We start from the raw sequence: 24,403 nt of genomic DNA on the forward strand, positions 1-24,403 counted from the left end.
TTTGGTCTTGTGGAGGGCCGAGTTTAAGTCAGCGGTTCGGACGAACCGGACGCATCCACACGATGCAGCGCTCCGCGGCCAATTCCGGCACGTCGAGTTGTTCCACGTGAAACACAGCCACGTCGGCCGGCAGGGCCGAAATCTCCTCATCCGGCCGCTTGCCCTTCATCGCCAGCCAGACGCCCTCCTCCGCCAGCGCCTGGCGGGAACCGGCCACGAAGTCGGCCAGGGAGGCGAAAGCCCGGGAGCTGACCGCGTCGTAGCGGTCGGTCACCCGCTCCACCCGCCCATGGACACCGCGGAGATTGGGAAGCTGCAGCCCGGCTGCCGCCTGCTGGACGAAGGCCGCCTTCTTGCCGACCGCATCCAGGCAGTCCACTCGCAATTCCGGGCAGCAGATGGCGATGACCGCTCCTGGCAGGCCGCCGCCGGAACCGACGTCCAGCAGTCGCCCGGCGGCGCCACCGGTCTGCCGGCGCAGAGGCACGATCACGGCCAGGCTGTCCAGAAGGTGTTGGACCAGCATCTCGCCGGGGTCGCGCACGGCCGTGAGGTTGTAGACCTGGTTCCACTTGCCCAGCAGGCCGAGGTAGCGCAGCAGCGCATCCCGCTGGGGCTCGGCCAAGTCGAGGCCCAGCGCCTGAAGACCGGCGCCCAGTCGAGTCTCCAGGCTCATGCCGCCTGCTGCGCCTGGTTGGCGGCCTCGGCGAAACCCTTGACCCGGTTCTTCTTGAGGTGGACCAGCAGGAGCGAGATGGCCGCCGGCGTCACACCCGAGATCCGCGACGCCATGCCCAGCGTCTCCGGCCGGTGCTTGCTCAGCTTCTGCCGCACCTCGATCGACAGCGCCGCCACCTGCATGTAGTCCAGCTCGGCCGGCAGGCGCATGTTCTCGTAGTGGGCCGCGCGCTCCACCTCGTCCTTCTGGCGCTCGATGTAGCCGGCGTACTTGGCGCCGATCTCGAGCTGCTCGACCACGGGCTCGTAGAGCTCGCCCAGTGTTTCACGTAAAACCTCAGCCGCCGCATAGCGGCCCTCCTCCAGCGACACCAGCTGGCGGTAGGCCACGCCCGGTCGGCGCAGCAGGTCGAAAAGGTTGTGCTCGTGCTCGATGTTCTTGCCCAGCACCCGCTCGGCCTCCGCGGCCGGCAGACTGCGCGGATTCACCCACACCGACTTCAACCGCTGTGTTTCACGTGAAACAGCGTCGCGCTTGCGGTTGAAGCTGTCCCACTGCTCGTCCGTCACCAGGCCGAGCTGCCGCCCCTGCTCCGTCAGGCGCATGTCGGCGTTGTCCTCCCTCAGCTGCAGGCGGAACTCCGCGCGGCTGGTGAACATGCGGTACGGCTCGGTCACGCCCTTGGTGATGAGGTCGTCCACCAGCACGCCGAGGTAGGCCTCGTCGCGGCGGGGCAGCCAGGCTTCGCGGCCCTGGCACTGCAGCGCGGCATTGATGCCGGCAAACAGGCCCTGGGCCGCCGCCTCCTCATAGCCGGTGGTGCCGTTGATCTGCCCGGCGAAGAACAGCCCGGCGATCTGCCGGGTCTCGAAGCTGCCCTTGAGCGAGCGCGGATCGAAGTAGTCGTACTCGATGGCGTAGCCCGGCCGGAGGATGTGCGCGTGCTCTAGCCCCGGCAACGTGCGCACCAGGCCCAGCTGCACGTCGAAGGGCAGGCTGGTCGAGATTCCGTTGGGATAGAACTCGTTGGTGGTCAGCCCTTCCGGCTCCAGGAAGACCTGGTGGCTGTCCTTGCCCGCGAAGCGGTTGATCTTGTCCTCGACGCTCGGGCAGTAGCGCGGCCCCACCCCTTCGATCTTCCCGGTGAACATCGGGCTGCGGTCGAAGCCCGAACGGATGATCTCGTGCGTGCGCTCGTTGGTGTGGGTGATCCAGCACGGCACCTGCCGCGGGTGCATCTCGGCCCGGCCCATGAAGCTGAACACCGGCACGGGGTCCAGGTCGCCGGGCTGTTCCTCGCACCTGGAGAAGTCGATGGTGCGGCCGTCGATGCGCGGGGGCGTGCCGGTCTTGAGCCGACCCTGCGGCAGCTTCAGCTCCTTGAGCCGCGCCGACAGCGACACCGCCGGCGGATCCCCCGCCCGCCCGGCCGCGTAGTTGTTCATCCCGACGTGGATCTTGCCGTCCAGGAAGGTCCCGGCCGTCAGCACCACGGTGCGCGAGCGGAACCGGATGCCGACCTGCGTCACCGCGCCCACCACCCGGTCGCCCTCCACCATCAGGTCGTCCACCGCCTGCTGGAACAGCGTGAGGTTGGGCTGGTTCTCCAGCCGGCGGCGGATCGCCGCCTTGTAGAGGATGCGGTCGGCCTGGGCCCGGGTGGCCCGCACCGCAGGACCCTTGGAGCTGTTGAGGATGCGGAACTGGATGCCCGCCTCGTCGGTGGCGATGGCCATGGCGCCGCCCAGCGCGTCGACCTCCTTGACCAGGTGCCCCTTGCCGATGCCGCCGATCGACGGGTTGCAGCTCATCTGGCCCAGCGTCTCGATGTTGTGGGTCAGGAGCAGCGTCTTGCAGCCCATGCGCGCGGACGCGAGGGCTGCTTCGGTGCCGGCGTGGCCGCCACCGACGACGATCACGTCGAATTCTTCGGGATAGAGCATGGAGTGGCGCCTTTGGCCGGCGCGGGCGGTCGTCAAGACCAGGAGGGCGAGATTTTACTTTTGAGTGGCAAATCCTTGCCAGCAAGCGCTTACTGGCTCACGCCCCAGAGCGTGTGGTGCAATCGGCGCATGAAGCCCCTCGCGCCCAAGGACTGAGCGTGGAATGCCGACCCGGCTGCGCGGCCTGCTGCATCGCGCCCTCGATCTCCTCCGCCATCCCCGGCATGCCCCGCGGCAAGCCCGCCGGTGTCCGCTGCATCCAGCTCGATGACGCCAACCGCTGCCGCCTGTTCGGCCGGCCCGAGCGCCCCGCCGTGTGCGGCGGCCTGCAGCCGCAGCCGGAGATGTGCGGCGACTCGCGCGAGCAGGCGCTGGTCTACCTGCGGCGGCTCGAGGCGCTGACGGCGTAGTCCCCTCGCATTCACATCCAAGGAGCATCCGATGAACATCGCTTCGATGAAGCACGTGGTCAGTGCCGAAGAATGGGAGCTGCGCCTGCAGCTGGCTGCCTGCTACCGGCTGGTGGCGCTGTACGGCTGGAGCGACCTCGTCTTCACCCACATCAGCGCGCGCGTGCCCGGGCCAGAACACCATTTCCTGATCAACCCCTACGGGCTGATGTTCGACGAGATCACCGCTTCGTCGCTGGTGAAGGTGGACCAGGACTGCAACAAGGTGATCGACTCGCCGTTCCCGGTCAACCCGGCGGGCTTCACCATCCACAGCAGCATCCACGATGCCCGCCCCGACGTCGGCTGCGTGCTGCACACGCACAGCCGCGCCGGCGTGGCGGTGAGCGCACAGAAGTGCGGCGTGCTGCCCATCAGCCAGCAGAGCACCTTCGTGCTGGCCTCCCTGGCGTACCACGACTACGAAGGCGTGGCCCTGCGCGACGACGAGAAGCCGCGGCTGGTGGCCGACCTGGGGCGCAAGACCTTCTTCATGCTGCGCAACCACGGCCTGCTCACCGTGGGCAAGAGCATCCCGGAAGCCTTCCTCTCGATGTACACCTTCGAGAACGCGTGCCGCATCCAGATCGACGCGCAGGCCGGCGGCGAGCTGGTGCACATCGATCCCGCGGTGCTGCAAGGCCTGTCCGAGGTGATGAAGACAGTCACGGCCGGCCAGGGCGCGGGCATCGCGTGGCCGGCGCTGCTGCGCAAGCTGGATCGCACCGATCCGTCGTTCCGCAACTGAAGTCGCGGCCCGAGGCGCGCCGCTTGGGACGTCAGGCGGGCATGGTCGACGCCGCCGGCCAGGGCGGCGCCGTCACACACTGTGCGGCTGGAGCACGCGGGTCGTGCTCCAGCACCGTCACGAGCTTCTGCGTCATCTGCACGTCGCCAAAGATGGTGCTGAAGGCCACGTCCTTCGCATCGTGCCCGGTGCCGATGCGCACCAGCCGATCCACCGGCGCCATGCCGGTCGGGTCGAACATCACCCAGCGCCGGCCCAGCCAGGCCTCGAACACCGCGTGGAAGTCCTGCGGCGGATCGTCGAACCAGACGTAGCCCGCCACCAGACGCGCCGGGATGTTCAGCGCCCGGCACAGCGTGATGCCGATGTGAGCGAAGTCCCGGCAGACGCCCGCGCGCTGGGACAGGGCCTCCTGCGCGGTGGTGGTGGAGCCTGTGCTGCCCACGCGGTACTCGATCGACTGGTGGATCCAGTCGACCATCTGCCGCACGCGCGAGAGGCCCGGCGGGAGGTGCCCGAACGTCTCGCGGGCGAAGGCGCACACCACGTCCGATTCGCAGTAGCGGGTGGGCATCAGGTACTGCAGGAACGCATCGGGCACCTCGCTGACCGGCACCTCGGGCAGGTGCGCCTCGACCGGCTCGGAGTGCACTTCGACGTCGGCCTTGTAGCGGACCTCCAGCGGTCCGACCGGCGCGTCGAAACGGAAGAAGCGGTTGCCGCTTTCCCGGTCCTCGAAAGTGCGCAGGTCCACCGGCGGCCACACCGACAGGCGCTCGCCCACGATCTCCTGCGTGGGCCAATGCGCGGCCTCCAGGCTGAAGCACAGGTGCGACGGCTGGCGGACCTGGTAGGCCAGGAAGGTCTCGACGGTGGAGAGGTGCATGGAGGGCGAAGCGATGTCTCGCGGGGCGCGTGCCCGCGGCTCATCCATGCTAGGGAATGATGCTTCCCCCGTGCATCAGCCTGGAACCCGGCCGGCTGTAGGCCGGCGCGAATTCAGCGGCCGAGCAGCCCGCGCAGGCCCTTGCCGATGTCGGAAGCGACGCCCGCGCCGGGCAGCGCCACGCCGGTGGGCGTGACGGACGGCTGGTCGAGCGTGCCGCCCACCTGCAGGGGCACGCCGGCGATCTGGCCGATCGACGCGGTGACCTTGCCGCTCAGGCTGCGGTCGGCCGCCAGCGTCACGTTGCCGTTGGCCGAGAGCAGGCCGGAACTGGCCACCAGGTTGGTGAGGTGCACCACCTTGCCTTGCGTGGCCACCTGGCCGGTCAGGGTGTCCAGCGCCGTCTGGCCATCGCGGCTCGCACCCAGGGTGCGCACCGCGGCGGCCAGGTCCACGCCCTGCAGCAGCGCCTTGCGCACCGTGAAGCGGGTCTGGCTGCGCAGCACGTCGGCCAGCGCGGCCGGGTCCTTGAACTCCGCTTGCATCGAGGTGCGCGCCTCCAGCTTGCCGGTGAGCGTGCGGCTGGGCGCCGTCAGCGCCGAGACTTCCACGCCGTTGGTGGCCAGCTCGCCGGAGAAGCGCCAGCCGCCGCCGCGCGCCGGCTCCAGCCGCAGCGGGCCGGTGATGGTGCCGCCGCCGATCTCGCTGCGCAGCTGCCAGGCCTCGGGCTGGCGCTCCAGCTGCGCCTTGGCGCCGGCGTAACGGCCCTCGACCACCTGGATGCGCGCGGTCTGCGGCAGCAGCTCGCCCTCGAACTCGACCTCGGCATCGACCGTGAGCTTCTGCGCCTTGGCATCGACCCAGGTGACGCGCTCCAGCACGATGCGGCGCGGCAGCTGCGGGCGCGACGCTGCCGCTCCCGGGGCCGGCTTGGCCGCCGCACCCTCCTGCTTCTGCAGCGCTGCGGCCAGGGCGGTCAGCCCCTGCTGCGGCAGCACGGCATGGCGCACGACCAGGGAGCCGAGCTCGGGGCGACCCAGCAGCAGCGACGTCCACACCGGCCGGGCCTCGACCCGCTGCAGGGTCAGCGGCGGCTTGGTCTGCACGCGCACGTCGTGGACTTCCACCGAGGGCGTCGGCCAGATCGCGACGTCGATCTTCCCCAATTGCACCGGCACGCCCAGCGCCTGCGCCGCCTGCTGTTGCGCCCGCAGGCGGAAGTCGTCGCTCCCCGCCCAACGCGACAAGCCGAACACCGCCGCCGCCAGCAGGACAACCCCGCCCGCCACGAGACCCACCACCCATTTCATTGCTCTGCCCATGCAAGGATTCTCGCTATCCCCGCCGCTGCAGGGAATCCGGGCCGCCGCTAGCATCGCGTTCCTCACCACGAAGTCGAGAACCATTGCCATGAAGCTTTACTACTCTCCCGGCGCCTGCTCCCTGTCCCCGCACATCGTGCTGCGTGAAGCCGGCCTCGCCTTCGAGCCGGTGCTGGCCAGCACCAAGACCCACAAGCTGCCCGACGGCAGCGACTACTACGCGATCAACCCGCTGGGCTACGTGCCGATGCTGGAGCTGGACGACGGCACGCGGCTGCGCGAAGGTCCGGCGATCGTGCAGTACATCGCCGACCAGGTGCCCACCAAGAACCTGATTCCCGCCAATGGCACGCTGCCGCGCTACCGCCTGCAGGAGTGGCTCACCTTCATCGGCACCGAGGTCCACAAGCAGTTCTCGCCGCTGTTCAACCCGGCGATGCCCGGGGAAGGCAAGAAGGTCTTCCTCGACAAGCTGGCCCAGCGTTTCGAATGGATCGACCAGCAGCTCGAAGGCCGCGACTACCTGATGGGCGACAACTTCAGCGTGGCCGATGCGTACCTGTTCACGGTCAGCAACTGGGCCAAGCCGATGAACATCGACCTGTCGCAACGCAAGAACCTGCTGGCCTGGCGCGAGCGCGTGGGCGCTCGCCCGGCGGTGCAGGAGGCGATGAAGTTCGAGGGCCTGTCGAAGTAGAACGGACGCGGCCCCGCGCTGCGCTCAGCACCATGGACACCACCGTACGGCACCCCCGGCGCGTCGAACGCGTCATCACCGGCACGCCCACACAGGACGGCGCAGGCGTCAAGCTCACGCGCCTGCTCACGCACGACCTGCAGCAGCGGCTCGACCCGTTCCTGATGCTGGACAACTTCGCCAGCGACGACCCCGACGATTACGGCGCGGGGTTCCCCAACCATCCGCACCGGGGCTTCGAGACCGTCACCTACATGATCAGCGGCCGCATGCGCCACCGCGACAACGCCGGCCACGAAGGCCTGCTGCAGAACGGCGGCGTGCAGTGGATGACGGCGGGCCGGGGCCTGGTGCACAGCGAGATGCCCGAGCAGGAAGAGGGCTTGATGGAGGGCTTCCAGCTGTGGCTGAACCTGCCCGGCCGCGACAAGATGCGCGACCCCTGGTACCGCGACATCCAGAGCGAGGAGATCCCCGAGCTGCGCACGGCCGAAGGCGTGACGGCGCGGGTGATCGCGGGCGAGAGCCATGGCGTCGCGGGCAGCATGCAGCGCGACGTGACGCAGCCGCTCTACCTGGACCTGCACTTCGGCGCCGCCGGCCAGCGCTTCGAGCAGCCGCTAGATCCGCAGCGCAACGCCTTCGTCTGCGTCTACCGCGGCAGCGTCGACGTGGTGGGTGCGGACGGCGCGTCCACCAGCGTGGCGCGCGGCCGCATGGCCATCCTGGGCAACGAGGGCGACGGGGTGGTGCTTCGTGCGGCGGGCGACGAGCCGGCACGCGCGCTGCTGATCGCGGGCCAGCCGCTGCGCGAACCGATCGCGCAGTACGGCCCGTTCGTGATGAACACGCGCCAGCAGTTGCTGGAGGCGGTCGAGGACTTCAACAACGGCCGCTTCGTCTAGCGGCCGGCGCGGCAGGTCACTCCTGCGGCACCAGCGAGGCGTCGGCCTCGCGCACGTCGTTCCAGGTGCGCGCACGCTCCATCACGCGCGACACGTTGCGGCCGATGGCCGAAGGCAGGCCGGTGCGCTCGGCCGCGGCATCGAAGGCGTTGCGCTGCTGCGCCCGAACGCGAGAGTTGTCCAGCACCACGGCGCCCGCACTCTCGCGCTCTTCGGCCGGAAGCGGTTGCGCGTCGCTCAGCACCCGGCCCGGCACGGGCTGGGGCGTTTCGTTGTCGGAGACGGACTGGGCGGACACGCCGGCCGCGATCGCACCGATCGCTCCGGCCAGCAAGAACACCGCCCAGGACCGCGCAGGATGCACTTTCATGGGCTATCTCCCGGGGTGGTCCGAAACTCCAGGATGACTGGACCGCCACCCCTTGTCTGTGGCCAGGGCGCGGATGGTTCCGTAGGACGCTCCTCGCGATGGGTGATCGCTGCAGAGCGAGCGTTCGTGACAAGCTTGGCGCAAGCCTTTACACCGCCTCTACCTTCCCGGAACCGCCGGCTTACATCGGCGCCGCAGACTTCGCTCCAACCTGTGCCGCATCAGCGACCAGGCTGAACCGAAAGGAAGGAAAGACGATGAAACCCCAAGTCCGCAAGCACCTCCTGACCTGCGCGCTGCTGGCCAGCCTGGGCATCGCTGCCCAGGCGCAGACGCCCGCGACGCCTGCCGCGCCGGCCGCTTCGTCGGCCGAGCGCCAGCACGGTCACCATGGCAAGAAGTTCGATCCCGCCAAGCGCACCGAAATGGTCAACAAGCGACTGGCCGACCTGAAGCAGAAGCTGAAGGTCGGGCCGAACCAGGAAACCGCGTGGACCAGCTTCTCCACCGCGATGCAGCCTTCGGCCCAGCGCGCCCGTCCCGACCGCGACGCGATCGCGCGCATGAGCACGCCGGACCGCATCGACCACCTGCGTGCGCTGCGCGACCAGCGCAATGCCGAGATGGACCGCCGCGCCGAAGCGACCAAGAGCTTCTATGGCCAGCTGAGCGCGGAGCAGAAGAAGACGTTCGACGACGAGACGGTGCGCATGTTCGGGCACCGCCATGGCCGCGGCGGCATGGGCCGGCACCACGGCTGATCGCGCGCCCGCGCGTTGCAACAAAAAGCCTGCCCGGCTCGCGCCGGGCAGGCTTTTCTCTTGATGCCGGTGAACCTTAGCGGCGAATGGCCGGATCGTCCGGGTTGGCATTCGGGCGGCCACCCACCATGGTGCTGGCCTCACCCGCCTGCTGCGGCGTGCGCTGCACCTGCAGCACCGGCGGCGTGATCACGCGCGAGCCGTCGGGGTTCGCGTTGTTGGTCGACATGTTCGGCTGGCCGCGCGTCATCGTGCTGGCTTCGCCGGCCATGGTTGGCACGTTGCTGGTCACGGTGGCGCTGTGGCGCGGGATCTCGCGGCCGGCCGAAGGCGCTCCCATCACGGCCGTGGACGAGGCGCTGTCCACCGGCACGCCGGTGGCGCTGGACAGCGGGGCCGCGCCCGCGCTGCCGACGGTGGATTGATGCGTGGCCGAGTGGCCCTTGGCCGCATCGTTCGAGGTGGCCATGTTCGGCTGGCCCTTGGTCATCGTGCTGGCCTCGCCTGCCTTGACGGGGACGTCGCTCGTCGCGGAGGCGGTCTGGGCCCAGGCGCCGCCGGCCATCAGCCCGGCCAGCAGAAGCGATACGGTGGTCTTGGTCTTGTTCATGTTGAAGTCCTTGGCCAGAAAGGTTTGAAAACAGGGTCGCCTTGTGGGCGTCGTGTGATCTCACCTTAGGAGCCGGGCCGTCCCCGCCGTGCCGGACGTGCGAGCCGCTTCCTGTAGGACTTGCAGCGCTGACGACGAGCGCCCGAACCTCGGCGCTACGTCGTCCAGGGGGCAGGCGCTCAGAAAGCGCTGGCGTACCGCAGCATCACCAGGTTGAGACCCGGATTGGGCTTCTTCAGCCCCGCATTGGAGGTGTGCTGCAGACGCAGGCTGAGCTCCTGCCGCCCTTGCTCGCCGAAGCTGCGGCCCACGGCCAGGTTGTCGCTGAAGTTGGCGCGCGTGCTGAACTCCTTGTCACGGGTGACGAAGCGCTTGCCGGTCAGCGACAGGCCGATGCCCGCTTCCGCGAACCACGGCGAGCGGCCCTGCGCGAAGCGGTAGCGCAGCATCGGCACCAGCCCGACCTGCACGAAGTTCTCGCGGCCACCGTCGAGCGCGCGCGCCCGCCAGAGGCTGCCGAACAGCTCGGCATTGGCGCTGAGCTCGCCACCCAGCGCGCTGGACCGCCAGGGCAGCGGCCACTGCACCCCCACGGCGGCGGCCCCCACGTGGTCCTCGCCGGCACCCCCCTGCACGAAGAAGGATGAGGGCCGCAAACCCTGCGCAGCCGCCGGCGCCACCACGGCGGCCATCGCGACCGTGGCCAGGCAGACGCATCGGAGCAGTTCTTTTCTTCTTTCCTTCATCGCCTGTGCTCGTCTTGTGGTGTCGCTTGAATTCTGGAGCATCCCGCGCTTTTCGTGGTGCGCGCGCAGTCGCACGCTGGCTCGCAACCGCAGCGACGGGGTTCCCTGCGTGCCGTCCTACACCTCATCGCTGGGTGCCTCGGTAGAACCATCGGATCGGGAGAGAACACGTCCGTATGACAGAGACCTCGGCCACCGCCGCACCGTTGACGGTGATGACGGTCAACATCCACAAGGGCTTCACGTCCTTCAACCGCAAGTTCATCCTGCCGGAACTGCGGGATGCGGTGCGCAAGATCGGCGCGGACGTCGTGTTCCTCCAGGAGGTGCTGGGCACGCACGAGGGCCATGCCAAGAAGGTGAACGGCTGGCCCGAGTCGCCCCACTACGAGTTCCTGGCCGACAGCATCTGGCCGCAGTACGCCTACGGCAAGAACGTGGTGGCGCCCAAGAGCGACCACGGCAACGCGGTGATGTCCAAGTTCCCCATCGTGCGCTACCAGAACCACGACGTGTCCCTGCCCGGACCGGAAAAGCGCGGCCTGCTGCATTGCGTGCTGCGCGTGCCGGGACAGGCCGTGGACGTGCACGTGATCTGCGTGCACCTGGGCCTGGCGGAATCGCACCGCGTGCAGCAGATCGACCTGCTGTGCGAGATGGTGCGCAGCGAGGTTCCGGACAACGCACCGCTGATCGTGGCGGGCGACTTCAACGACTGGCGCCGCCGCTGCAACGCCGTGCTGGAGCGCGAGATCGGCCTGCGCGAGGTTTTCGTCAACGCGTATGGCGAGCCGGCCAAGACCTTCCCTTCGCGCTTCCCGCTGTTCTGCCTGGACCGGATCTATGTGCGCAACGCCTCGGTGCACCTGCCCGTGGTTCTGCCCCGCAAGCCCTGGTCCCACCTCTCCGACCACGCTCCGCTGGTCGCCGAGATCCACCTGTGAGCCGGAGCCGCCGCCATGACAGCCCGCTGGTACGACGGTAACCACTTCACCCTGCTCGAGAACGGCGAAGAGTTCTTCCCACGCGTGTTCGACACCATCGCCGCCGCGCGCAAGGAGGTGGTGGTGGAGACGTTCATCCTCTTCGAGGACAAGGTCGGACTGCAGCTGCACGAGGCGCTGGCCAACGCTGCGCGACGCGGCGTGCAGGTGGACGTGACGATCGACGGCTGGGGCTCGCCCGACCTGTCGCCGCAGTTCATCTCCTCGTTGTGCGAGGCGGGCGTGCGGCTGCACGTGTTCGACCCCGGCCCCCGCCCTTTCGGCCTGCGACCCAACCTGCTGCGGCGCATGCACCGCAAGATCGTGGTGGTGGACGGCGAGACCGCCTTCATCGGCGGCATCAACTATTCGGCCGACCACCTGGCCGACTTCGGCCCCGAGGCCAAGCAGGACTGGTCGGTGCAGGTGCGCGGGCCGATCGTGGCCGAGATCCACCGCTTCGCGCATGCGGCGCTGGCCGCCGGCTCGCGCCACAGCCCCATGCGGCGCTGGTGGCGCCGCCGCCGTGAGGCCCGCTCCTCGCCCGACCAGTTGCCGCGCGCCGGGACCGCGCGCGCCATGCTGGTCACGCGCGACAACGGCTTCCACACCACCGACATCGAGAAGCAGTACCGCCTGGCGATCCGTGCGGCGCGCAAGCGCATCGTCATCGCCAACGCCTACTTCTTCCCCGGCTACCGGTTCATCCGCGACCTGCGCCGCGCCTCGCGCCGCGGCGTCGACGTGGTTCTGATCCTGCAGGGCACGCCCGACATGGCCATCGTGAAGGTGGGCGCCACCGCGCTCTACAGCCACCTGGCCAAGGCCGGCGTGCGCATCTTCGAGTACTGCGACCGGCCGCTGCATGGCAAGGTGGCGCTGGTGGACGACGAGTGGTCCACCGTGGGCTCGAGCAACCTCGACCCGCTGAGCCTGCAGCTCAACCTGGAGGCCAACGTCGTCATCCGTGACCGCGCCTTCAACCAGCACCTGTACGAGCAGCTCGACCAGCTGATGCACAAGAGCTGCAAGCAGGTGAATTACGAGGAACTCGAACAGGCGGGCTGGCTGCACGTGCTGCGCAGCTTCATCGCCTTCCACCTGGTGCGGCTCTACCCGGCGCTCAGCTCCTGGCTGCCGCGCCACCGGCCCCGGCTCGCGCCCGCCATGCCCGAGGACCTGCGGCCCGCCTGCGCGGTGCCGCAGAAGGAGACGGGATGAGCACGCGCCCGGCCCATCCGCGCGACTTCGCGCCCCCGCCCGGGGCGCCGCAGGCCGCGCCCAAGACCGGCCTGGCCGCCAAGCCTTGGTGGCCCTGGGTCAAGCGCGCGCTGACGTTCGCCTTCTTCGCCCTGGTCGCGTGGTACAGCATCCGCTACGCGCGTAACGTCGACTGGGGCGAGGTCTGGCAGACCATCCTGGCCACGCCCCGCAACGTGCTGCTGATGGCCGTGGGCGGCGTGCTGCTGAGCTATGCCATCTACTGCAACTTCGACCAGCTCGGGCGCCACTACACCGGCCACGACCTGCCCAGGTTCAAGGTCTGGCAGGTCAACTTCATCAGCTACGCGTTCAACCTGAACATGGGGTCGCTGGTGGGCAGCGTCGCGTTCCGGTACCGCCTGTACGGCCGCCTCGGCCTGGACGTGCCGACCATCACGCGGATCATGACGCTGAGCATCCTGACGAACTGGCTCGGCTACCTGCTGCTCGGCGGGGCGGTGTTCGCGATCTCGCCGCTGGCGCTGCCGCCCGACTGGAAGATCGACAGCACTGGTTTGCGCTGGCTGGGCTTCGCGCTGCTGGCCGCGGGCGGGGCGTACCTGGTGGCGTGCTTCTTCGCCAAGCAGCGCAGCATGACGATCCGCGGCCATGAGCTCATCCTGCCGCCGCCGAAGATGGCCGTGCTGCAGGTCGCGATGGCCGTCACGAACTGGGTGGTGATGGGCGCCATCCTGTTCATCCTGCTTCAGGGCAAGGTCGACTACCCCGCGGTGCTCAGCGTGCTGTTGGTGGGTGCGGTGGCCGGTGTCATCACGCACGTGCCGGCGGGCCTGGGCGTGCTGGAGGCGGTGTTCATCGCCCTGCTCTCGCACCGCGTGCCCGAAGGCCAGCTGCTCGCCGCCCTGCTGACCTACCGCGCTCTTTACTACATCGCGCCGCTGCTCATCGCCGCCCTGGTCTACCTGGTGGTCGAGGCGCGTGCGCGCAAGACCGCCGTGGGCTGAACGAGGTCCACCAACATGACAAGGTCCAACCCCGCCTCCGCCAATGCCCGCCGGCTCACTCGGGTAAGGTGCAGCACCCACGCGGCCTGGCGCTGACTACTGTACAGTCATCCAGTGGAACTCAAAACCAAGCTCGCCCTCCTCGCGGACGCCGCGAAGTACGACGCGTCGTGCGCGTCCAGCGGCGGGCGGGCGCGCGACTCGGTCGGTGGCAAGGGCCTGGGCTCCAATGACGGCACCGGCATCTGCCACAGCTTCACGCCGGACGGCCGCTGCATCTCGTTGCTCAAGGTGCTGCTGACCAACTACTGCCAGTTCGACTGCCTGTACTGCGTCAACCGCGCCAGCAGCAACGTGCAGCGCGCGCGCTTCACCGTCGAGGAGGTGGTGCACCTCACGCTGGACTTCTACCGGCGTAACTGCATCGAAGGCCTCTTCCTCTCCAGCGGCATCATCCGCAGCCCCGACTACACGATGGAGCAGGTGGTGGAAGTCGCGCGCCGCCTGCGCGAGGACCACGACTTTCGCGGCTACATCCACCTCAAGACCATTCCGGAAGCGACGCCGGAGCTGCTCGCGCGTGCCGGCGTCTACGCCGACCGGCTGTCGATCAACATCGAGCTGCCCACGGTCAACAGCCTGCAGTCGCTGGCGCCCGAGAAGGATGCTTCCGCCATCAAGCGCTCGATGGCGCGCCTGCGCGTGCACATCGACGAAGCCCGGCAGGCGCGGCAAGAAGAAGCCGAGCGGCCCATCACCGTGTACCGAGGCGCCCGGCCCAGGCGCACCGAGACGCCGAGCTTCGCCGCCGCCGGCCAGAGCACGCAGATGATCGTCGGGGCCGATGCGACCGACGACGCCACCATCCTGGCCACCAGTGCCAACCTGTACGCCGCCTACGACCTCAAGCGCGTCTACTACTCGGCGTTCAGCCCCATCCCGCACGCGGCCTCGGCGCTGCCCCTGAAGGCCCCGCCGCTGGTGCGCGAGCATCGCCTCTACCAGGCAGACTGGCTGATGCGCTACTACGGCTTCGAGGCGAGCGAGATCACGCCGCCGCAAGCGGGCGGCATGCTGTCCCTGGACGTGGACCCGAAGCTGGCGTGGGCGCACGCCAATCCTTCGCGCTTTCCCGTCGACTTGAACCGCGCCCCGCGCGAGCTGCTGCTGCGCGTGCCCGGCCTGGGCGTGAAGGCGGTCGACCGCCTCCTGGCCGCCCGGCGCGTGCGCCGCCTGCGCGCCGACGACTTGAAGCGCCTGCACGTGCCCGTGCGCAAGGTGCTGCCTTTCGTCGAGGTGGCCGACCACACGCCCCGCGGGCCGGCGCCCGCGGCCCCCACCAAACACTCGCCCCAGCAGGGCGTGCTGTTCTGACGCGAGCCGGAGCCCCACCATGCCGCGCCTCGCAAGCGAGATCGACCTGGCGGGCTTTCGCAACGAGGCGCGCGAACTGCTCGCGCACCAAGTGCCGCCGCACGAGGTGAAGTGGGAGACGGTCCACACGCTGAACGACGAGCTGTTCGACCCGCCGGCCACGGCCGCCGACCAGCGCTCGCGCAGCATCCCCAAGGCGGCCACCGCCATCGTCCCCGCCTCGTTCCTGCGCCTGTGCGAGGTGGTGGTGCTGCACCACGACCCGCAGCGCTTCGCCCTGCTCTACCGCCTGCTGTGGCGATTGGTGCATGAGCCTACGCTGCGCAACGACCCGTTGGACGCGGACATGCTGCATGCGCAGCAGATGGCCCAGGCGGTGCGGCGCGACATGCACAAGATGAAGGCCTTCGTGCGGTTTCGCCAGGTGGCCGACGAGAGCCACCCCGGCGAGGTGCTGCACGTGGCCTGGTTCGAGCCGGCCCACCACGTCGTCGAGGCGGTGGCGCCCTGGTTCGCGCGGCGCTTCACCAACATCCGCTGGGCCATCCTCACGCCCGAGCGCTCCGTACGCTGGGACCTCGAGCGGCTGCTGTTCGGCCCCGGCGCCAGCCGGCAGGACGCGCCTGCGGCGGACGCCGGCGAAGCGCTGTGGCTCACCTACTACGAGAGCATCTTCAATCCCGCGCGGCTGAAGATGCGCCAGCTGCACAAGGAGATGCCGCGCAAGTACTGGGACAACCTGCCCGAGGCCCGGTTGATCGGCGAGCTCTCGGCGCAGGCGCAGGAAAGGAGCGGCGCCATGATCGACCAGCCGGCCCAGCCTCCGCAGCGGCGCATCCCGCGCCCGGTGGCGGTGGAACCCGAGGACACCCTTGCGCGCGACGGCATCGACTCGCTGGAGCAGCTCAAGGCCGCCACGCTGCGCTGCCGCGAATGCCCGATCGGCGAATTCGCCACCCAATCGGTCAACGGCGAGGGCCGGCTGCACGCCCCGTTGATGTTCGTGGGCGAGCAGCCGGGCGACCAGGAGGACCTGCAGGGCCATCCCTTCGTCGGGCCCGCCGGCAAGTTGCTGGACCGCGCGCTGGAGGCCCTGGGCATCCCGCGCGACATCGTGTTCGTGTCCAACGCGGTCAAGCACTTCAAGTTCGAGCTGCGGGGCAAGCGCCGCATCCACAAGAGCCCCACCCAGCGCGAGGCCGCGGCCTGCCTTCACTGGCTGGAAGACGAGATCGCGCTGGTGCAGCCCAAGGCGCTGGTGGCCCTGGGCGCCACCGCCGCGCGCTCACTGATGGGCCATGCGGTCTCGGTCACCGCCGAGCGCGGCAAGTGGCTGCAGCGCGCCGACGGCCGCAAGGTGCTGATCACCCTGCACCCTTCGGCGCTGCTGAGGATGGACCCGGAAGAGAAGGACGCCGCGTTCGATGCGTTCGTGGCGGACTTGAAGAAGGCGAAGTCGGTGCTGTAGGTCAGCTGTCCACGCCACTCACGCCGCGCCGGGCGCGTTCCACCGACCGCTTGCCGCCGCGCTTGGCCTTGCCGGTGCTCTGGCCCTGCTGCTGCAGGCCATGGTCGTCGCGGTCGCGCTTGATCACGTCGTCCCGGTCGCGCTGGGGTTTCAGCTCACCGCCGGGGACGGCCCGGTCCACGCCGGGATCGCGCGGCACCACCCCGGGCTCGCGCGGGATCACCGGACCCGGCAGGTCGAGGTCTCGCGGGCGGCGCAGGCCGATGCCGCCCCCGGGGTCTTCCGTGCTCTGCGCCGAGAGGCCGCCCTGCGGCGGTCCCGACATCGCGCCGAGGCCGGACTGCGCGCCCCCGACCGCAGGACGACCCTCGAAGCTCGCGGCCGAGCCGGCGCTCTGTCCATGCACGTTGCTGACCGTGAACAGCGCCACCGCCACGATGGCGGCCGCGATCACCCAGAACCAGGGGGTGGGGTTCAACCTTCTCATGATCGGCTCCTGCGCGCGAGTGGACCCGCCTTCAGTGTCGGTTCGCGCGTTGGGCGACGTCAGCCGCCAAGCGCCCAAGCCGCTGTAGGACGCCTACGCCCCAGCAGCGGGGTGCGTCGTTCCGGGCGCTGCCCTACATCCCCGTCGGAGCCGGCCTTCTTGACCCTCCCGCGCACCGGCGCGATAACGGGCCATGGTCACTTCCACCATCGTGCGCGTGCAACGCGCCTACGACTGCACGGCCGAGACCGTGTACGACGCCTGGCTCGACCCGAAGACCGCTCGCCGCTTCTGGTTCGCCACGCCGCCGACCGGCGAGATGCTTCGGTGCGACATCGAGCCCGGCGTGAACGGCAGCTTCACCATCGTCGAGCGCCGGCCGCTGGAGGCGGATGCGGACTCCTTCATCGAGATGGAACATACGGGCCGCTTCCTGCAGCTGGACCGCCCGCGGCGCATCGCCTTCACCTTCAGCCTGCCGCAGTTCCAGTCGCACGAGACGGCGGTGATCATCGACATCGAACCGCAGGGCGACGGCTGCGAGCTCACCCTGCGGCACGACCTCGGCCCCGTCGACGACGAGGCGCTCCAGATGCTGGAGCGCACCGAGCAGGGCTGGATGACGATCCTGGCGAACCTGGATCGGGCGCTGAAGACCTAACCCGCGCCGCGCGGCTCGCGGCCACCGCCGCCGCCACCCTTGCGCGTGGTCACCTCGTTGTTCGCCCCCGCGACGTTCTGGCGGTCGTGGCGGCTCTCGGGCGTGCGCTGGCTCTGGTGGACCTGCGTCGGCGCCTTGTCGCCCTGCTTGTTGTGGTCGTTCGCCACCTTGCCGGTGCCGGGGACCTGATGGTCCACCGGGTTGCCCTTGGCCTGGCCCCTGGAGGGCTTCATCGTCTGCTCGGCGGCGCTGCCCTTCATCATCTTCTCGGGCTGCTTGTCGCGGTTCTGTTCCTGCTGGAGGAACTGCTGCTTCTTGCTCGTCATTTCCGGGTCTCCTTCGACTTGCCCGCGCCGAGGGGATGGACCTCCTCGCGCTCGGGATGGTTGTGCCTGGCGGATCCGGGCTCGGCCAGCCGGCGGTGCATCTGGGCCACCGCCTGCGCCGGCATCACCTTGGAGGCGGCCACCTGCAACTTGCTTTTCCAGCCGGCCACCACGTCGGCTTCGCCCTTGAGCATGGCGTGAAAGCCCAGGCGGGCCACCATGGCGGGATCGTCCTTCTTCGTGTCGGCGCCCACTCGGGTGTCCAGCAGGTCGGCCCGCTCGAAGAATTCGGTGTCGGTCGGCCCTGGCATCAGCAGGCTGACCGTGACGCCCGTGTCCTTCATCTCGTTGCGCAGCGCCTGCGAGAACGAATCGACGAAGGCCTTGCTGCCGTTGTAGACCGCGTGGAAGGACCCGGGCTGGAAGCCCGCGATCGATCCGGTCACCAGGATGCGCCCGCGCCCGCGCGCCACCATCCCACGCGCCAGGTGCTGGATCAGGTAGATCGTGCCGGTGACGTTGGTGTCGATCACGTGCTGGATCGCGGCGAAGTCCTGGTCGAGGAAATGCCCGCCCAGCCCGTGGCCCGCGTTGGCCATCAGCGCATCGACCTCGCGGCCCTGCAGCTCGTTGACCAGGTCGTCCACGCCCTGGCGGCTGGCCAGCTCCGTCTCGACCGCATGCACCTCCTGCGCGCCCGCGGCCTTGAAGTCGGCCACGGCCTGGGCCAGCGGCCGGTCCGCCGCCACCACCAGGTCGTAACCGTGCTGGGCCGCGAGCATCGCCAGGTGGTAGCCGATGCCCGAAGAGGCACCCGTCACCACCGCCAGCGGCCGCGGTGCCCTGGGATCATCCATGGCGTTCTCCGTTCTTGTGGACTGCGCAAATGATTCTGCGAGCGGCCCATCGCGTCCGATGTCGGACGGTGTCGGGGTCGGGTGTTGGGGTGTGACGCGCTGCAAGCGCTCGCAACAGCCCCAGCGTTTGCCGTTGGCGAAGCAGGCCTACAGCATTCCCCTGCGCGTCGCCGGAGACTTTTCCAACCTGAGCAAGGCGGATGCGACACGCCGCATCGAGGAACTGCAAGCGAACACCGGCGGCGGGCAACCTGCGGGCGATGCGAAGACGGTCAACGTGCAGGAGGAAGGCCGCAGCACGGCGGCGGTGGAGACGATCGTTTCTCGTTGAGGCACAACGCCATCATTCGCCGCGCACTCCACTCCCGTCATTCCCGCGAAGGCGGGAATCCAGAGCTTCCCTCTCCGGCACTGCGGGGCCTCACCCCCCGAACGGCCTCACCCCGATCAACACGCCATGCAACCACATGGCGAACACCGCGTAGAGCACCAGGCCCACGACCACCGTGATGCCCGTCCCCTTGGCCGTGCCCGGCGCGTACTGCACGTTGCCCGCGCGGTCCCTCTGCCGCGCCGCGCGGAAACTGAGAACCGCCCAGACCAGGAAGGCCCCGAACAGCACCACGTCCGCCAGCGTGCCGTTGGCGATCAGGTGAGCCAGGGCCCAGACCTTCACGCTCAACACCATCGGATGGTGCAGCTTCGCCTTGATCGCGTTGCGCGGCACGTAGGTAGCGACCAGCAACACGAACGAGAACAGCATCAGGAGCGCGGCCAGGTGGTTCATGCCGCGGGGCGGGTTCCACAGCACCACGGGGCTATGGCGGGCCAGGCCGTAGCCCCAGATGACGAGGGCGAAGCCGAGGATGGAGATGAGGGCGTAGAGGCCTTTGTAGACCTTCTCGCCTTTCGAGCCGATGGTTCGTGCGCGCCAGCCTTCGGCGACGATTCGCGTCGAATGGGCGCCGAGAAACAGGACCAGGCCTAGAAGCAGGAATGCCATCGCTTTACCTCATGAGGTTGCGGACGGATTGTGCCCCCTAGCGTGTCCAAGCTATGCAGCTTCGCCCGATCGACGCATGGTTTGCGGTGATTCCGCTCTGCTGCTGTGCTGCAGAATGGCGCGGTCTATGAGAACGAAACGACCATGGCCAAATTTCTGAACACGAGTGCGACCAACTACTTTCTCGAAGACTTGATCAAGACCGCCACTGACCGGTTGATCCTGATCAGCCCGTTCTTGAAGTTGAACGACCGCATGAAGGAACTGCTGGCAGACAAGAATCGGCTGAAGATCGATGTTCGCATCGTCTATGGAAAAAGCGAACTGCAGCCCCAAGAAATCGAGTGGCTCCGCGGCCTCACCTACGTGCGAACCAGCTTCTGCAAGAACCTGCACGCCAAGTGCTACTTGAGCGAGTCGCTCTGTATCGTGACCAGCTTGAATCTCTATGAATTCAGCCAAGTGAACAACAACGAAATGGGTGTTCTGATCGAGCGCAGCGAAGACGCGCAACTATACAAAGACGCCTACGAAGAAGCGCAGCGCATCATTCGAATCAGCGATGAAGTGCGGATCACCATGGAGCGCGTCACTTCTGGTACTCCAGAGGCACGCGCGGAAGTGCCGGCAGAGGCGGGCTCAGAGGGCGACGTCGCGTCTACCGACAAACTCCCGTCCTCAAAACTTGCACAGAAGCACGGCTGGAAAACACCTCAGCTCCTCGAACGCGCGATGGCTGCTGGCTACTTGGCGCTGGAAGGTGACCGCCACGTGGTCACCACCAAGGGCCAGCTGGCCGGTGTCGAGTTTGTCGCCAAGTCTCGCTTCGGCCCTTACTTCCTCTGGCCAGAAGACACAGCGCTCGACTAGTTGTCCCAGAGTGGGCTTCGCTTCATCACAGCCAACTTGAGTTCGTCCGGCACCATCAGGTCGGACCGGACCGACCCTTCAAACGTCGATATTCGCCGCCCTCAAAGCATTCGACTCGATGAAGTCCCTGCGCGGCTCCACCTCGTCCCCCATCAGCATCGTGAACACCTTGTCCGCTTCGATCGCGTCCTCGATCTGCACCCTCAGCAGGCGGCGCACGTTGGGGTCCATGGTGGTTTCCCACAGCTGCTCGGGGTTCATCTCGCCCAGGCCCTTGTAGCGCTGGCGTGAGGTGGCGCGCTCGGCTTCGGAGATGAGCCAGCGCATGGCCTGGCGGAAGTCGCCGACCTTTTCTTCTTTGGCACGCTCGCCTTCGCCGCGCATCGCCTTGGCGCCTTCGTGCAGCAGGCCGCGGAAGGTGTCGGCGGCGTCGGCCAGGGCCTTGTAGTCGGCGCCGTGCACGAAGTCCTGCGTGATGACGCTGGACTTCACGTTGCCGTGGTGCCGGCGGCTGATGCGCAGGATGGGCTTGTCGGTGCGGGCGTCGAACTCGCCGGCCACTTCGGCGGGCGCCGCATTGGTGACGCGGTCGATCTCCTGCAGCTTGGCCTGCAGGGCGACGGCGCTGGCTTCGGCGTCGGGCACGGTGTCCAGGTTCAGGCGCACGCCGTCGGCAAGGGCGCGCAGGGCCTCGGCGTCCATGTAGTTGGCCAGGCGGTGGATCACCTGCTCGGCCACCTGGTGCTTGCGCGCCAGCTCGGCCAGCGTCTCGCCGTTGATGGTGGTCGGGTTGCCGCCGCCGGTGAAGACGCTTGCGCCGTTGAGGGCGATGCGCAGCAGGAAGCTGTCGAGCTCGGAGCCGTCCTTGAGGTACAGCTCCTCCTTGCCGGCCTTGACCTTGTAGAGCGGCGGCTGCGCGATGTAGATGTGGCCACGCTCCACCAGCTCGGGCATCTGGCGGTAGAAGAACGTGAGCAGCAGCGTGCGGATGTGCGCACCGTCCACGTCCGCGTCGGTCATGATGATGATGCGGTGGTAGCGCAGCTTGGCGACGTTGAAGTCGTCGGTGTCGCCCTTGCCGTTGGAGTTGACCGTGCCCGCCTTGCCGATGCCGGTGCCCAGCGCGGTGATCAGCGTCAGGATCTCATTGCTGGTCAGCAGCTTCTCGTAGCGCGCCTTCTCCACGTTCAGGATCTTGCCGCGCAGCGGCAGGATGGCCTGGAACTTCCGGTCGCGGCCCTGCTTGGCGCTGCCGCCGGCGGAGTCGCCCTCCACGATGTAGATCTCGCACATCGCGGGATCCTTCTCCTGGCAGTCGGCCAGCTTGCCGGGCAGGCCCATGCCGTCCAGCACGCCCTTGCGCCGCGTCATCTCGCGCGCCTTGCGGGCGGCTTCGCGCGCGCGCGCAGCTTCGATGATCTTGCCGACGATGATCTTGGCGTCGTTGGGCCGCTCCTGCAGGTAGTCGGACAGCTTGTTGGCCACCACGTCCTCGACCGGGCCGCGCACCTCGCTGGAGACCAGCTTGTCCTTGGTCTGGCTGGAGAACTTGGGCTCGGGCACCTTGACGCTCAGCACGCAGGTGAGGCCTTCGCGCATGTCGTCGCCGGTGATCTCCACCTTGGCCTTCTTGGCCAGCTCGTTCTCTTCGATGTACTTGTTGATGATGCGCGTCATCGCCGCGCGCAGGCCGGTGAGGTGCGTGCCGCCGTCGCGCTGCGGGATGTTGTTGGTGAAGCAGAGGACCTGCTCGTTGTAGCCGCTGTTCCACTGCATCGCGACTTCGACGCCGATGGTCGTGCCCTGGTCGCTGTTCTTCTCGCCCACCGAGTGGAAGGCGTTGGGGTGCAGGACGGTCTTGCCCTTGTTGATGAAGTCGACGAAGCCCTTGACGCCACCGGCGCCGGAGAAGTCGTCGCTCTTCCCCGAACGCTCGTCGACCAGCTTGACGTTGACGCCGTTGTTCAGGAACGAGAGCTCGCGCAGCCGCTTGGACAGGATCTCGTAGTGGAAGTCGAAGTTCTCGCGGAAGATCTCGGTGTCCGGCAGGAAGTGCACCTCGGTTCCGCGCTTGTCGGTGTCGCCCAGGATCTGCATGGGACGCACTTCGACGCCATCGCGCTTTTCCACGATGGGGTTCTGCACCACGCCCTTGCTGAACTCCATGGTGTGCACCTTGCCGTCGCGGCGCACCGTCAGGCGCAGCATCTGCGACAGGGCGTTGACGCAGCTCACGCCCACGCCGTGCAGGCCGCCCGAGACCTTGTAGCTGTTCTGGTTGAACTTGCCGCCGGCGTGCAGCTCGGTCAGGGCGATCTCGGCGGCCGAGCGCTTGGGCTCGTGCTTGTCGTCCATCTTGATCCCGGTGGGGATGCCGCGCCCGTTGTCCACCACGCTGATGGAGTTGTCGGTGTGGATGGTCACGACGATGTCGTCGCAGTGGCCAGCCAGGGCCTCGTCGATGGAGTTGTCCACCACCTCGAACACCAGGTGGTGCAGGCCGGTGCCGTCGGACGTGTCGCCGATGTACATGCCCGGGCGCTTGCGCACCGCCTCCAGGCCTTCCAGGATCTGGATGGCGCCCTCGCCGTAGCCGTCGGAGGCACCCGGTTGGTTGGTGTCGATGCGGTGCGGGGTCGGTTCGTCGCCGGGGGTCGGGAGGTTCGTATCGGACATACAGCGCTTTTTCGGAATCTCTTGAAGGACCAAACCCGCCTTCTCGGCGGGTTGGTCGGGTGTCGGGGCCGGCCCGGCGTCAGATGCGCATCGGCATCACGACGTACTTGAAGTTGGCGTCTTCGGGGTTGGTGATGAGGGCCGAGCTGTTGGAGTCGGCCAGTTCCATCTTCACCATCTCCTGGTCCATGTTGGCCAGCGCGTCGATCAGGTAGGTGACGTTGAAGCCGATCTCGATGGCGTCGCCGCCGTAGTCGATGTCCAGCTCGTCCATCGCCTCTTCCTGCTCGGCGTTGTTGCTGGCCACGCGCAGGGTGCCCGGCTCCAGGTTCAGGCGCACGCCCTTGAACTTCTCGCTGGTGAGGATGGCGGTGCGCTGCAGGCTGGCCAAGAGCGGCGCGCGGCCCAGCGTCACCTGGTTCTTGTGGTTCTTGGGGATGACGCGGTTGTAGTCGGGGAACTTGCCTTCGACCAGCTTGGTGACGAACTCCATGCCGCCGAACGAGAACTTGGCCTGGTTGCTGGCGAACTGCATCTCGATGGCGCCCTCGGCGTCGGACAAGAGGCGCTGCATCTCCAGCACGGTCTTGCGCGGCAGGATCACCTCCTGGCGGGGCACTTCCACGTCCAGCGTGGCGCTGGCGAAGGCCAGGCGGTGGCCGTCGGTGGCCACCAGCGACAGCTGCTTGCCCTCGGCGACGAACAGGATGCCGTTGAGGTAGTAGCGGATGTCATGCACCGCCATCGCGAAGCTCACCTGGGCCAGGAGGTCCTTGAGCGTCTTCTGCGGCACGCTGAACTTCGGGCCGAAGCTGGCGGCTTCCTGCACCAGCGGGAAGTCCTCGGCCGGCAGGGTCTGCAGGGTGAAGCGGCTCTTGCCGCCCTTGAGCACCAGCTTGTTCTGGCTGGATTCGAGGCTGACGGTCTGGTCGGCCGGCATGGTGCGCAGGATGTCGATCAGCTTGCGCGCGCCCACCGTGGTGGTGAAGTTGCCGGCGTCGCCGTCCATCTCCGCCGTGGTGCGGATCTGGATCTCGAGGTCGCTGGTCGTCAGCTGCACCTGGCCGCCCGTCTTGCGGATCAACACGTTGGCCAGGATCGGCAGCGTGTGGCGCCGCTCCACGATGCCCGCAACCGACTGGAGCACCGAGAGCACTTTGTCTTGGGTGGCCTTCAGGACGATCATGTTCAGCCTCTCCTCTTCTCTCTTAGTTTCTTGTTTAAAAGGTAGTAGTAGTTAGGTAAGGGACGTGCCGCTTTGTGGACAAGCGCATTTTCCCCTTTTTCATCAAGCACTTGCCAGCGTTCGAAGGGTGTGGGCGGGGGTGCTTCCGAGCTGTCGCGCCAACAGGGA

At 68.0% G+C, this 24,403-nt stretch carries 26 protein-coding genes; 13 read left to right on the forward strand and 13 right to left on the reverse strand.

The genetic code is table 11. The features are described 5' to 3' along the window. Nucleotides 1-28: 28 nt before the first annotated feature. Together rsmG and mnmG are read right to left on the reverse strand one after the other, a co-directional pair. Nucleotides 29-676 (reverse strand): 16S rRNA (guanine(527)-N(7))-methyltransferase RsmG, encoded by a 648-nt coding sequence (rsmG, locus tag ASG30_RS06995; RefSeq protein ID WP_055894338.1) that lies wholly within the window; start codon nucleotides 674-676, stop codon nucleotides 29-31. Continuing rightward, nucleotides 673-2,622, reverse strand: a complete 1,950-nt coding sequence (gene mnmG, locus ASG30_RS07000) for a tRNA uridine-5-carboxymethylaminomethyl(34) synthesis enzyme MnmG (RefSeq protein ID WP_055894339.1) — start codon at nucleotides 2,620-2,622, stop codon at nucleotides 673-675. Before mnmG ends, rsmG begins: the two co-directional genes overlap by 4 nt. Before the next feature lie 158 nt (nucleotides 2,623-2,780). Between mnmG and ASG30_RS07005 the strand changes: the two genes are divergently transcribed. Together ASG30_RS07005 and ASG30_RS07010 are read left to right on the forward strand one after the other, a co-directional pair. Further along, the gene (locus ASG30_RS07005; RefSeq protein WP_055894341.1) at nucleotides 2,781-3,032 is read left to right on the forward strand and encodes a zinc/iron-chelating domain-containing protein; all 252 of its coding nucleotides are present in this window, start codon (nucleotides 2,781-2,783) and stop codon (nucleotides 3,030-3,032) included. A 31-nt stretch (nucleotides 3,033-3,063) separates the two neighbouring features. After that, nucleotides 3,064-3,819, forward strand: coding sequence for a class II aldolase/adducin family protein (locus ASG30_RS07010; protein ID WP_055894343.1), 756 nt, complete (start codon nucleotides 3,064-3,066; stop codon nucleotides 3,817-3,819). A gap of 31 nt (nucleotides 3,820-3,850) precedes the next feature. Here the strand turns inward: ASG30_RS07010 and ASG30_RS07015 are convergent, their stop codons facing one another. Beyond that, nucleotides 3,851-4,705, reverse strand: a complete 855-nt coding sequence (locus ASG30_RS07015; RefSeq protein WP_055894344.1) for a transglutaminase-like domain-containing protein — start codon at nucleotides 4,703-4,705, stop codon at nucleotides 3,851-3,853. 113 nt (nucleotides 4,706-4,818) lie between these two features. Then, nucleotides 4,819-6,027 carry a hypothetical protein gene (locus ASG30_RS07020; RefSeq protein WP_156385451.1) on the reverse strand — a complete coding sequence of 403 codons (1,209 nt, stop codon included), beginning with the start codon at nucleotides 6,025-6,027 and terminating at the stop codon, nucleotides 4,819-4,821. Between the two features lie 88 nt (nucleotides 6,028-6,115). Between ASG30_RS07020 and gstA the strand changes: the two genes are divergently transcribed. Together gstA and ASG30_RS07030 are read left to right on the forward strand one after the other, a co-directional pair. After that, nucleotides 6,116-6,724: a glutathione transferase GstA gene (gene gstA, locus ASG30_RS07025; RefSeq protein WP_055894349.1), complete on the forward strand. Its 609-nt coding sequence runs from the start codon at nucleotides 6,116-6,118 to the stop codon at nucleotides 6,722-6,724. Nucleotides 6,725-6,756: 32 nt separating this feature from the next. Beyond that, nucleotides 6,757-7,629: a pirin family protein gene (locus ASG30_RS07030; RefSeq protein ID WP_055894351.1), complete on the forward strand. Its 873-nt coding sequence runs from the start codon at nucleotides 6,757-6,759 to the stop codon at nucleotides 7,627-7,629. Between the two features lie 16 nt (nucleotides 7,630-7,645). On the opposite strand, the gene ASG30_RS07035 is transcribed toward ASG30_RS07030, so the two are convergent. After that, nucleotides 7,646-7,999: a hypothetical protein gene (locus ASG30_RS07035; protein ID WP_055894354.1), complete on the reverse strand. Its 354-nt coding sequence runs from the start codon at nucleotides 7,997-7,999 to the stop codon at nucleotides 7,646-7,648. Between the two features lie 257 nt (nucleotides 8,000-8,256). Here ASG30_RS07035 and ASG30_RS07040 point away from each other — a divergent pair, with 257 nt between their 5' ends. Beyond that, on the forward strand, nucleotides 8,257-8,760 hold the full coding sequence (locus tag ASG30_RS07040) for a Spy/CpxP family protein refolding chaperone (protein WP_055894356.1): 504 nt from the start codon (nucleotides 8,257-8,259) through the stop codon (nucleotides 8,758-8,760). Nucleotides 8,761-8,836: 76 nt separating this feature from the next. Here ASG30_RS07040 and ASG30_RS07045 read toward each other — a convergent pair whose 3' ends face one another. Then, nucleotides 8,837-9,370: a hypothetical protein gene (locus ASG30_RS07045; protein WP_055894357.1), complete on the reverse strand. Its 534-nt coding sequence runs from the start codon at nucleotides 9,368-9,370 to the stop codon at nucleotides 8,837-8,839. A 179-nt stretch (nucleotides 9,371-9,549) separates the two neighbouring features. Next, a complete protein-coding gene (locus tag ASG30_RS07050) occupies nucleotides 9,550-10,116 on the reverse strand; it encodes an acyloxyacyl hydrolase (protein ID WP_055894359.1) in 567 nt (188 codons plus the stop codon). Between the two features lie 176 nt (nucleotides 10,117-10,292). Here ASG30_RS07050 and ASG30_RS07055 point away from each other — a divergent pair, with 176 nt between their 5' ends. From ASG30_RS07055 to ASG30_RS07075, 5 genes are all read left to right on the forward strand, one after another. Then, nucleotides 10,293-11,060: an endonuclease/exonuclease/phosphatase family protein gene (locus ASG30_RS07055; protein ID WP_055894361.1), complete on the forward strand. Its 768-nt coding sequence runs from the start codon at nucleotides 10,293-10,295 to the stop codon at nucleotides 11,058-11,060. A gap of 15 nt (nucleotides 11,061-11,075) precedes the next feature. Beyond that, a complete protein-coding gene (gene clsB, locus ASG30_RS07060) occupies nucleotides 11,076-12,320 on the forward strand; it encodes a cardiolipin synthase ClsB (protein WP_055894364.1) in 1,245 nt (414 codons plus the stop codon). Beyond that, nucleotides 12,317-13,327, forward strand: a complete 1,011-nt coding sequence (locus ASG30_RS07065) for a lysylphosphatidylglycerol synthase domain-containing protein (protein ID WP_082521940.1) — start codon at nucleotides 12,317-12,319, stop codon at nucleotides 13,325-13,327. Before clsB ends, ASG30_RS07065 begins: the two co-directional genes overlap by 4 nt. 114 nt (nucleotides 13,328-13,441) lie before the next feature. Continuing rightward, nucleotides 13,442-14,701: a putative DNA modification/repair radical SAM protein gene (locus ASG30_RS07070; RefSeq protein WP_055894366.1), complete on the forward strand. Its 1,260-nt coding sequence runs from the start codon at nucleotides 13,442-13,444 to the stop codon at nucleotides 14,699-14,701. Between the two features lie 19 nt (nucleotides 14,702-14,720). Further along, a complete protein-coding gene (locus ASG30_RS07075) occupies nucleotides 14,721-16,169 on the forward strand; it encodes a UdgX family uracil-DNA binding protein (RefSeq protein WP_055894368.1) in 1,449 nt (482 codons plus the stop codon). 1 nt (nucleotide 16,170) lies between these two features. On the opposite strand, the gene ASG30_RS07080 is transcribed toward ASG30_RS07075, so the two are convergent. Next, a complete protein-coding gene (locus tag ASG30_RS07080; protein ID WP_156385453.1) occupies nucleotides 16,171-16,656 on the reverse strand; it encodes a hypothetical protein in 486 nt (161 codons plus the stop codon). 193 nt (nucleotides 16,657-16,849) lie between these two features. Here ASG30_RS07080 and ASG30_RS07085 point away from each other — a divergent pair, with 193 nt between their 5' ends. Then, nucleotides 16,850-17,317 (forward strand): SRPBCC family protein, encoded by a 468-nt coding sequence (locus tag ASG30_RS07085; RefSeq protein WP_055894372.1) that lies wholly within the window; start codon nucleotides 16,850-16,852, stop codon nucleotides 17,315-17,317. Here ASG30_RS07085 and ASG30_RS07090 read toward each other — a convergent pair. Together ASG30_RS07090 and ASG30_RS07095 are read right to left on the reverse strand one after the other, a co-directional pair. Next, a complete protein-coding gene (locus ASG30_RS07090) occupies nucleotides 17,314-17,643 on the reverse strand; it encodes a hypothetical protein (RefSeq protein WP_235579746.1) in 330 nt (109 codons plus the stop codon). The two genes, ASG30_RS07085 and ASG30_RS07090, sit on opposite strands and share 4 nt — an antisense overlap. Then, nucleotides 17,640-18,500 (reverse strand): SDR family NAD(P)-dependent oxidoreductase, encoded by an 861-nt coding sequence (locus tag ASG30_RS07095; protein WP_055894374.1) that lies wholly within the window; start codon nucleotides 18,498-18,500, stop codon nucleotides 17,640-17,642. The genes ASG30_RS07090 and ASG30_RS07095 overlap by 4 nt, the downstream gene beginning before the upstream one ends. A 133-nt stretch (nucleotides 18,501-18,633) precedes the next feature. On the opposite strand from ASG30_RS07095, the gene ASG30_RS07100 reads away from it, so the two are divergent. Beyond that, the gene (locus ASG30_RS07100) at nucleotides 18,634-18,831 is read left to right on the forward strand and encodes a hypothetical protein (protein ID WP_055894377.1); all 198 of its coding nucleotides are present in this window, start codon (nucleotides 18,634-18,636) and stop codon (nucleotides 18,829-18,831) included. Between the two features lie 90 nt (nucleotides 18,832-18,921). On the opposite strand, the gene ASG30_RS07105 is transcribed toward ASG30_RS07100, so the two are convergent. Then, nucleotides 18,922-19,503 (reverse strand): NnrU family protein, encoded by a 582-nt coding sequence (locus tag ASG30_RS07105; protein ID WP_055894379.1) that lies wholly within the window; start codon nucleotides 19,501-19,503, stop codon nucleotides 18,922-18,924. A 144-nt stretch (nucleotides 19,504-19,647) separates the two neighbouring features. On the opposite strand from ASG30_RS07105, the gene ASG30_RS07110 reads away from it, so the two are divergent. Next, a complete protein-coding gene (locus tag ASG30_RS07110) occupies nucleotides 19,648-20,373 on the forward strand; it encodes a phospholipase D family protein (RefSeq protein ID WP_055894381.1) in 726 nt (241 codons plus the stop codon). Nucleotides 20,374-20,451: 78 nt separating this feature from the next. Here the strand turns inward: ASG30_RS07110 and gyrB are convergent, their stop codons facing one another. After that, nucleotides 20,452-23,049, reverse strand: a complete 2,598-nt coding sequence (gene gyrB, locus ASG30_RS07115; protein ID WP_055894383.1) for a DNA topoisomerase (ATP-hydrolyzing) subunit B — start codon at nucleotides 23,047-23,049, stop codon at nucleotides 20,452-20,454. Between the two features lie 79 nt (nucleotides 23,050-23,128). Continuing rightward, a complete protein-coding gene (dnaN, locus tag ASG30_RS07120) occupies nucleotides 23,129-24,235 on the reverse strand; it encodes a DNA polymerase III subunit beta (protein ID WP_055894386.1) in 1,107 nt (368 codons plus the stop codon). Nucleotides 24,236-24,403 lie beyond the last annotated feature (168 nt).

Origin of the sequence: Ramlibacter sp. Leaf400 (genome assembly GCF_001424545.1) — a bacterium.
Taxonomy (GTDB): Bacteria; Pseudomonadota; Gammaproteobacteria; order Burkholderiales; family Burkholderiaceae_C; genus Ramlibacter.

Coding starts and splice junctions, on each gene's coding strand:
- ASG30_RS07045 (WP_055894357.1), bottom strand. CDS start 9,370: ATGAACAAGACCAAGACCACCGTATCGCTTCTGCTGGCCGGGCTGATG.
- rsmG (WP_055894338.1), bottom strand. CDS start 676: ATGAGCCTGGAGACTCGACTGGGCGCCGGTCTTCAGGCGCTGGGCCTC.
- mnmG (WP_055894339.1), bottom strand. CDS start 2,622: ATGCTCTATCCCGAAGAATTCGACGTGATCGTCGTCGGTGGCGGCCAC.
- ASG30_RS07015 (WP_055894344.1), bottom strand. CDS start 4,705: ATGCACCTCTCCACCGTCGAGACCTTCCTGGCCTACCAGGTCCGCCAG.
- ASG30_RS07030 (WP_055894351.1), top strand. CDS start 6,757: ATGGACACCACCGTACGGCACCCCCGGCGCGTCGAACGCGTCATCACC.
- ASG30_RS07080 (WP_156385453.1), bottom strand. CDS start 16,656: ATGAGAAGGTTGAACCCCACCCCCTGGTTCTGGGTGATCGCGGCCGCC.
- ASG30_RS07040 (WP_055894356.1), top strand. CDS start 8,257: ATGAAACCCCAAGTCCGCAAGCACCTCCTGACCTGCGCGCTGCTGGCC.
- ASG30_RS07020 (WP_156385451.1), bottom strand. CDS start 6,027: ATGGGCAGAGCAATGAAATGGGTGGTGGGTCTCGTGGCGGGCGGGGTT.
- ASG30_RS07110 (WP_055894381.1), top strand. CDS start 19,648: ATGGCCAAATTTCTGAACACGAGTGCGACCAACTACTTTCTCGAAGAC.
- ASG30_RS07075 (WP_055894368.1), top strand. CDS start 14,721: ATGCCGCGCCTCGCAAGCGAGATCGACCTGGCGGGCTTTCGCAACGAG.
- ASG30_RS07105 (WP_055894379.1), bottom strand. CDS start 19,503: ATGGCATTCCTGCTTCTAGGCCTGGTCCTGTTTCTCGGCGCCCATTCG.
- ASG30_RS07095 (WP_055894374.1), bottom strand. CDS start 18,500: ATGGATGATCCCAGGGCACCGCGGCCGCTGGCGGTGGTGACGGGTGCC.
- gstA (WP_055894349.1), top strand. CDS start 6,116: ATGAAGCTTTACTACTCTCCCGGCGCCTGCTCCCTGTCCCCGCACATC.
- dnaN (WP_055894386.1), bottom strand. CDS start 24,235: ATGATCGTCCTGAAGGCCACCCAAGACAAAGTGCTCTCGGTGCTCCAG.
- ASG30_RS07055 (WP_055894361.1), top strand. CDS start 10,293: ATGACAGAGACCTCGGCCACCGCCGCACCGTTGACGGTGATGACGGTC.
- ASG30_RS07085 (WP_055894372.1), top strand. CDS start 16,850: ATGGTCACTTCCACCATCGTGCGCGTGCAACGCGCCTACGACTGCACG.
- clsB (WP_055894364.1), top strand. CDS start 11,076: ATGACAGCCCGCTGGTACGACGGTAACCACTTCACCCTGCTCGAGAAC.
- ASG30_RS07050 (WP_055894359.1), bottom strand. CDS start 10,116: ATGAAGGAAAGAAGAAAAGAACTGCTCCGATGCGTCTGCCTGGCCACG.
- gyrB (WP_055894383.1), bottom strand. CDS start 23,049: ATGTCCGATACGAACCTCCCGACCCCCGGCGACGAACCGACCCCGCAC.
- ASG30_RS07010 (WP_055894343.1), top strand. CDS start 3,064: ATGAACATCGCTTCGATGAAGCACGTGGTCAGTGCCGAAGAATGGGAG.
- ASG30_RS07090 (WP_235579746.1), bottom strand. CDS start 17,643: ATGACGAGCAAGAAGCAGCAGTTCCTCCAGCAGGAACAGAACCGCGAC.
- ASG30_RS07065 (WP_082521940.1), top strand. CDS start 12,317: ATGAGCACGCGCCCGGCCCATCCGCGCGACTTCGCGCCCCCGCCCGGG.
- ASG30_RS07035 (WP_055894354.1), bottom strand. CDS start 7,999: ATGAAAGTGCATCCTGCGCGGTCCTGGGCGGTGTTCTTGCTGGCCGGA.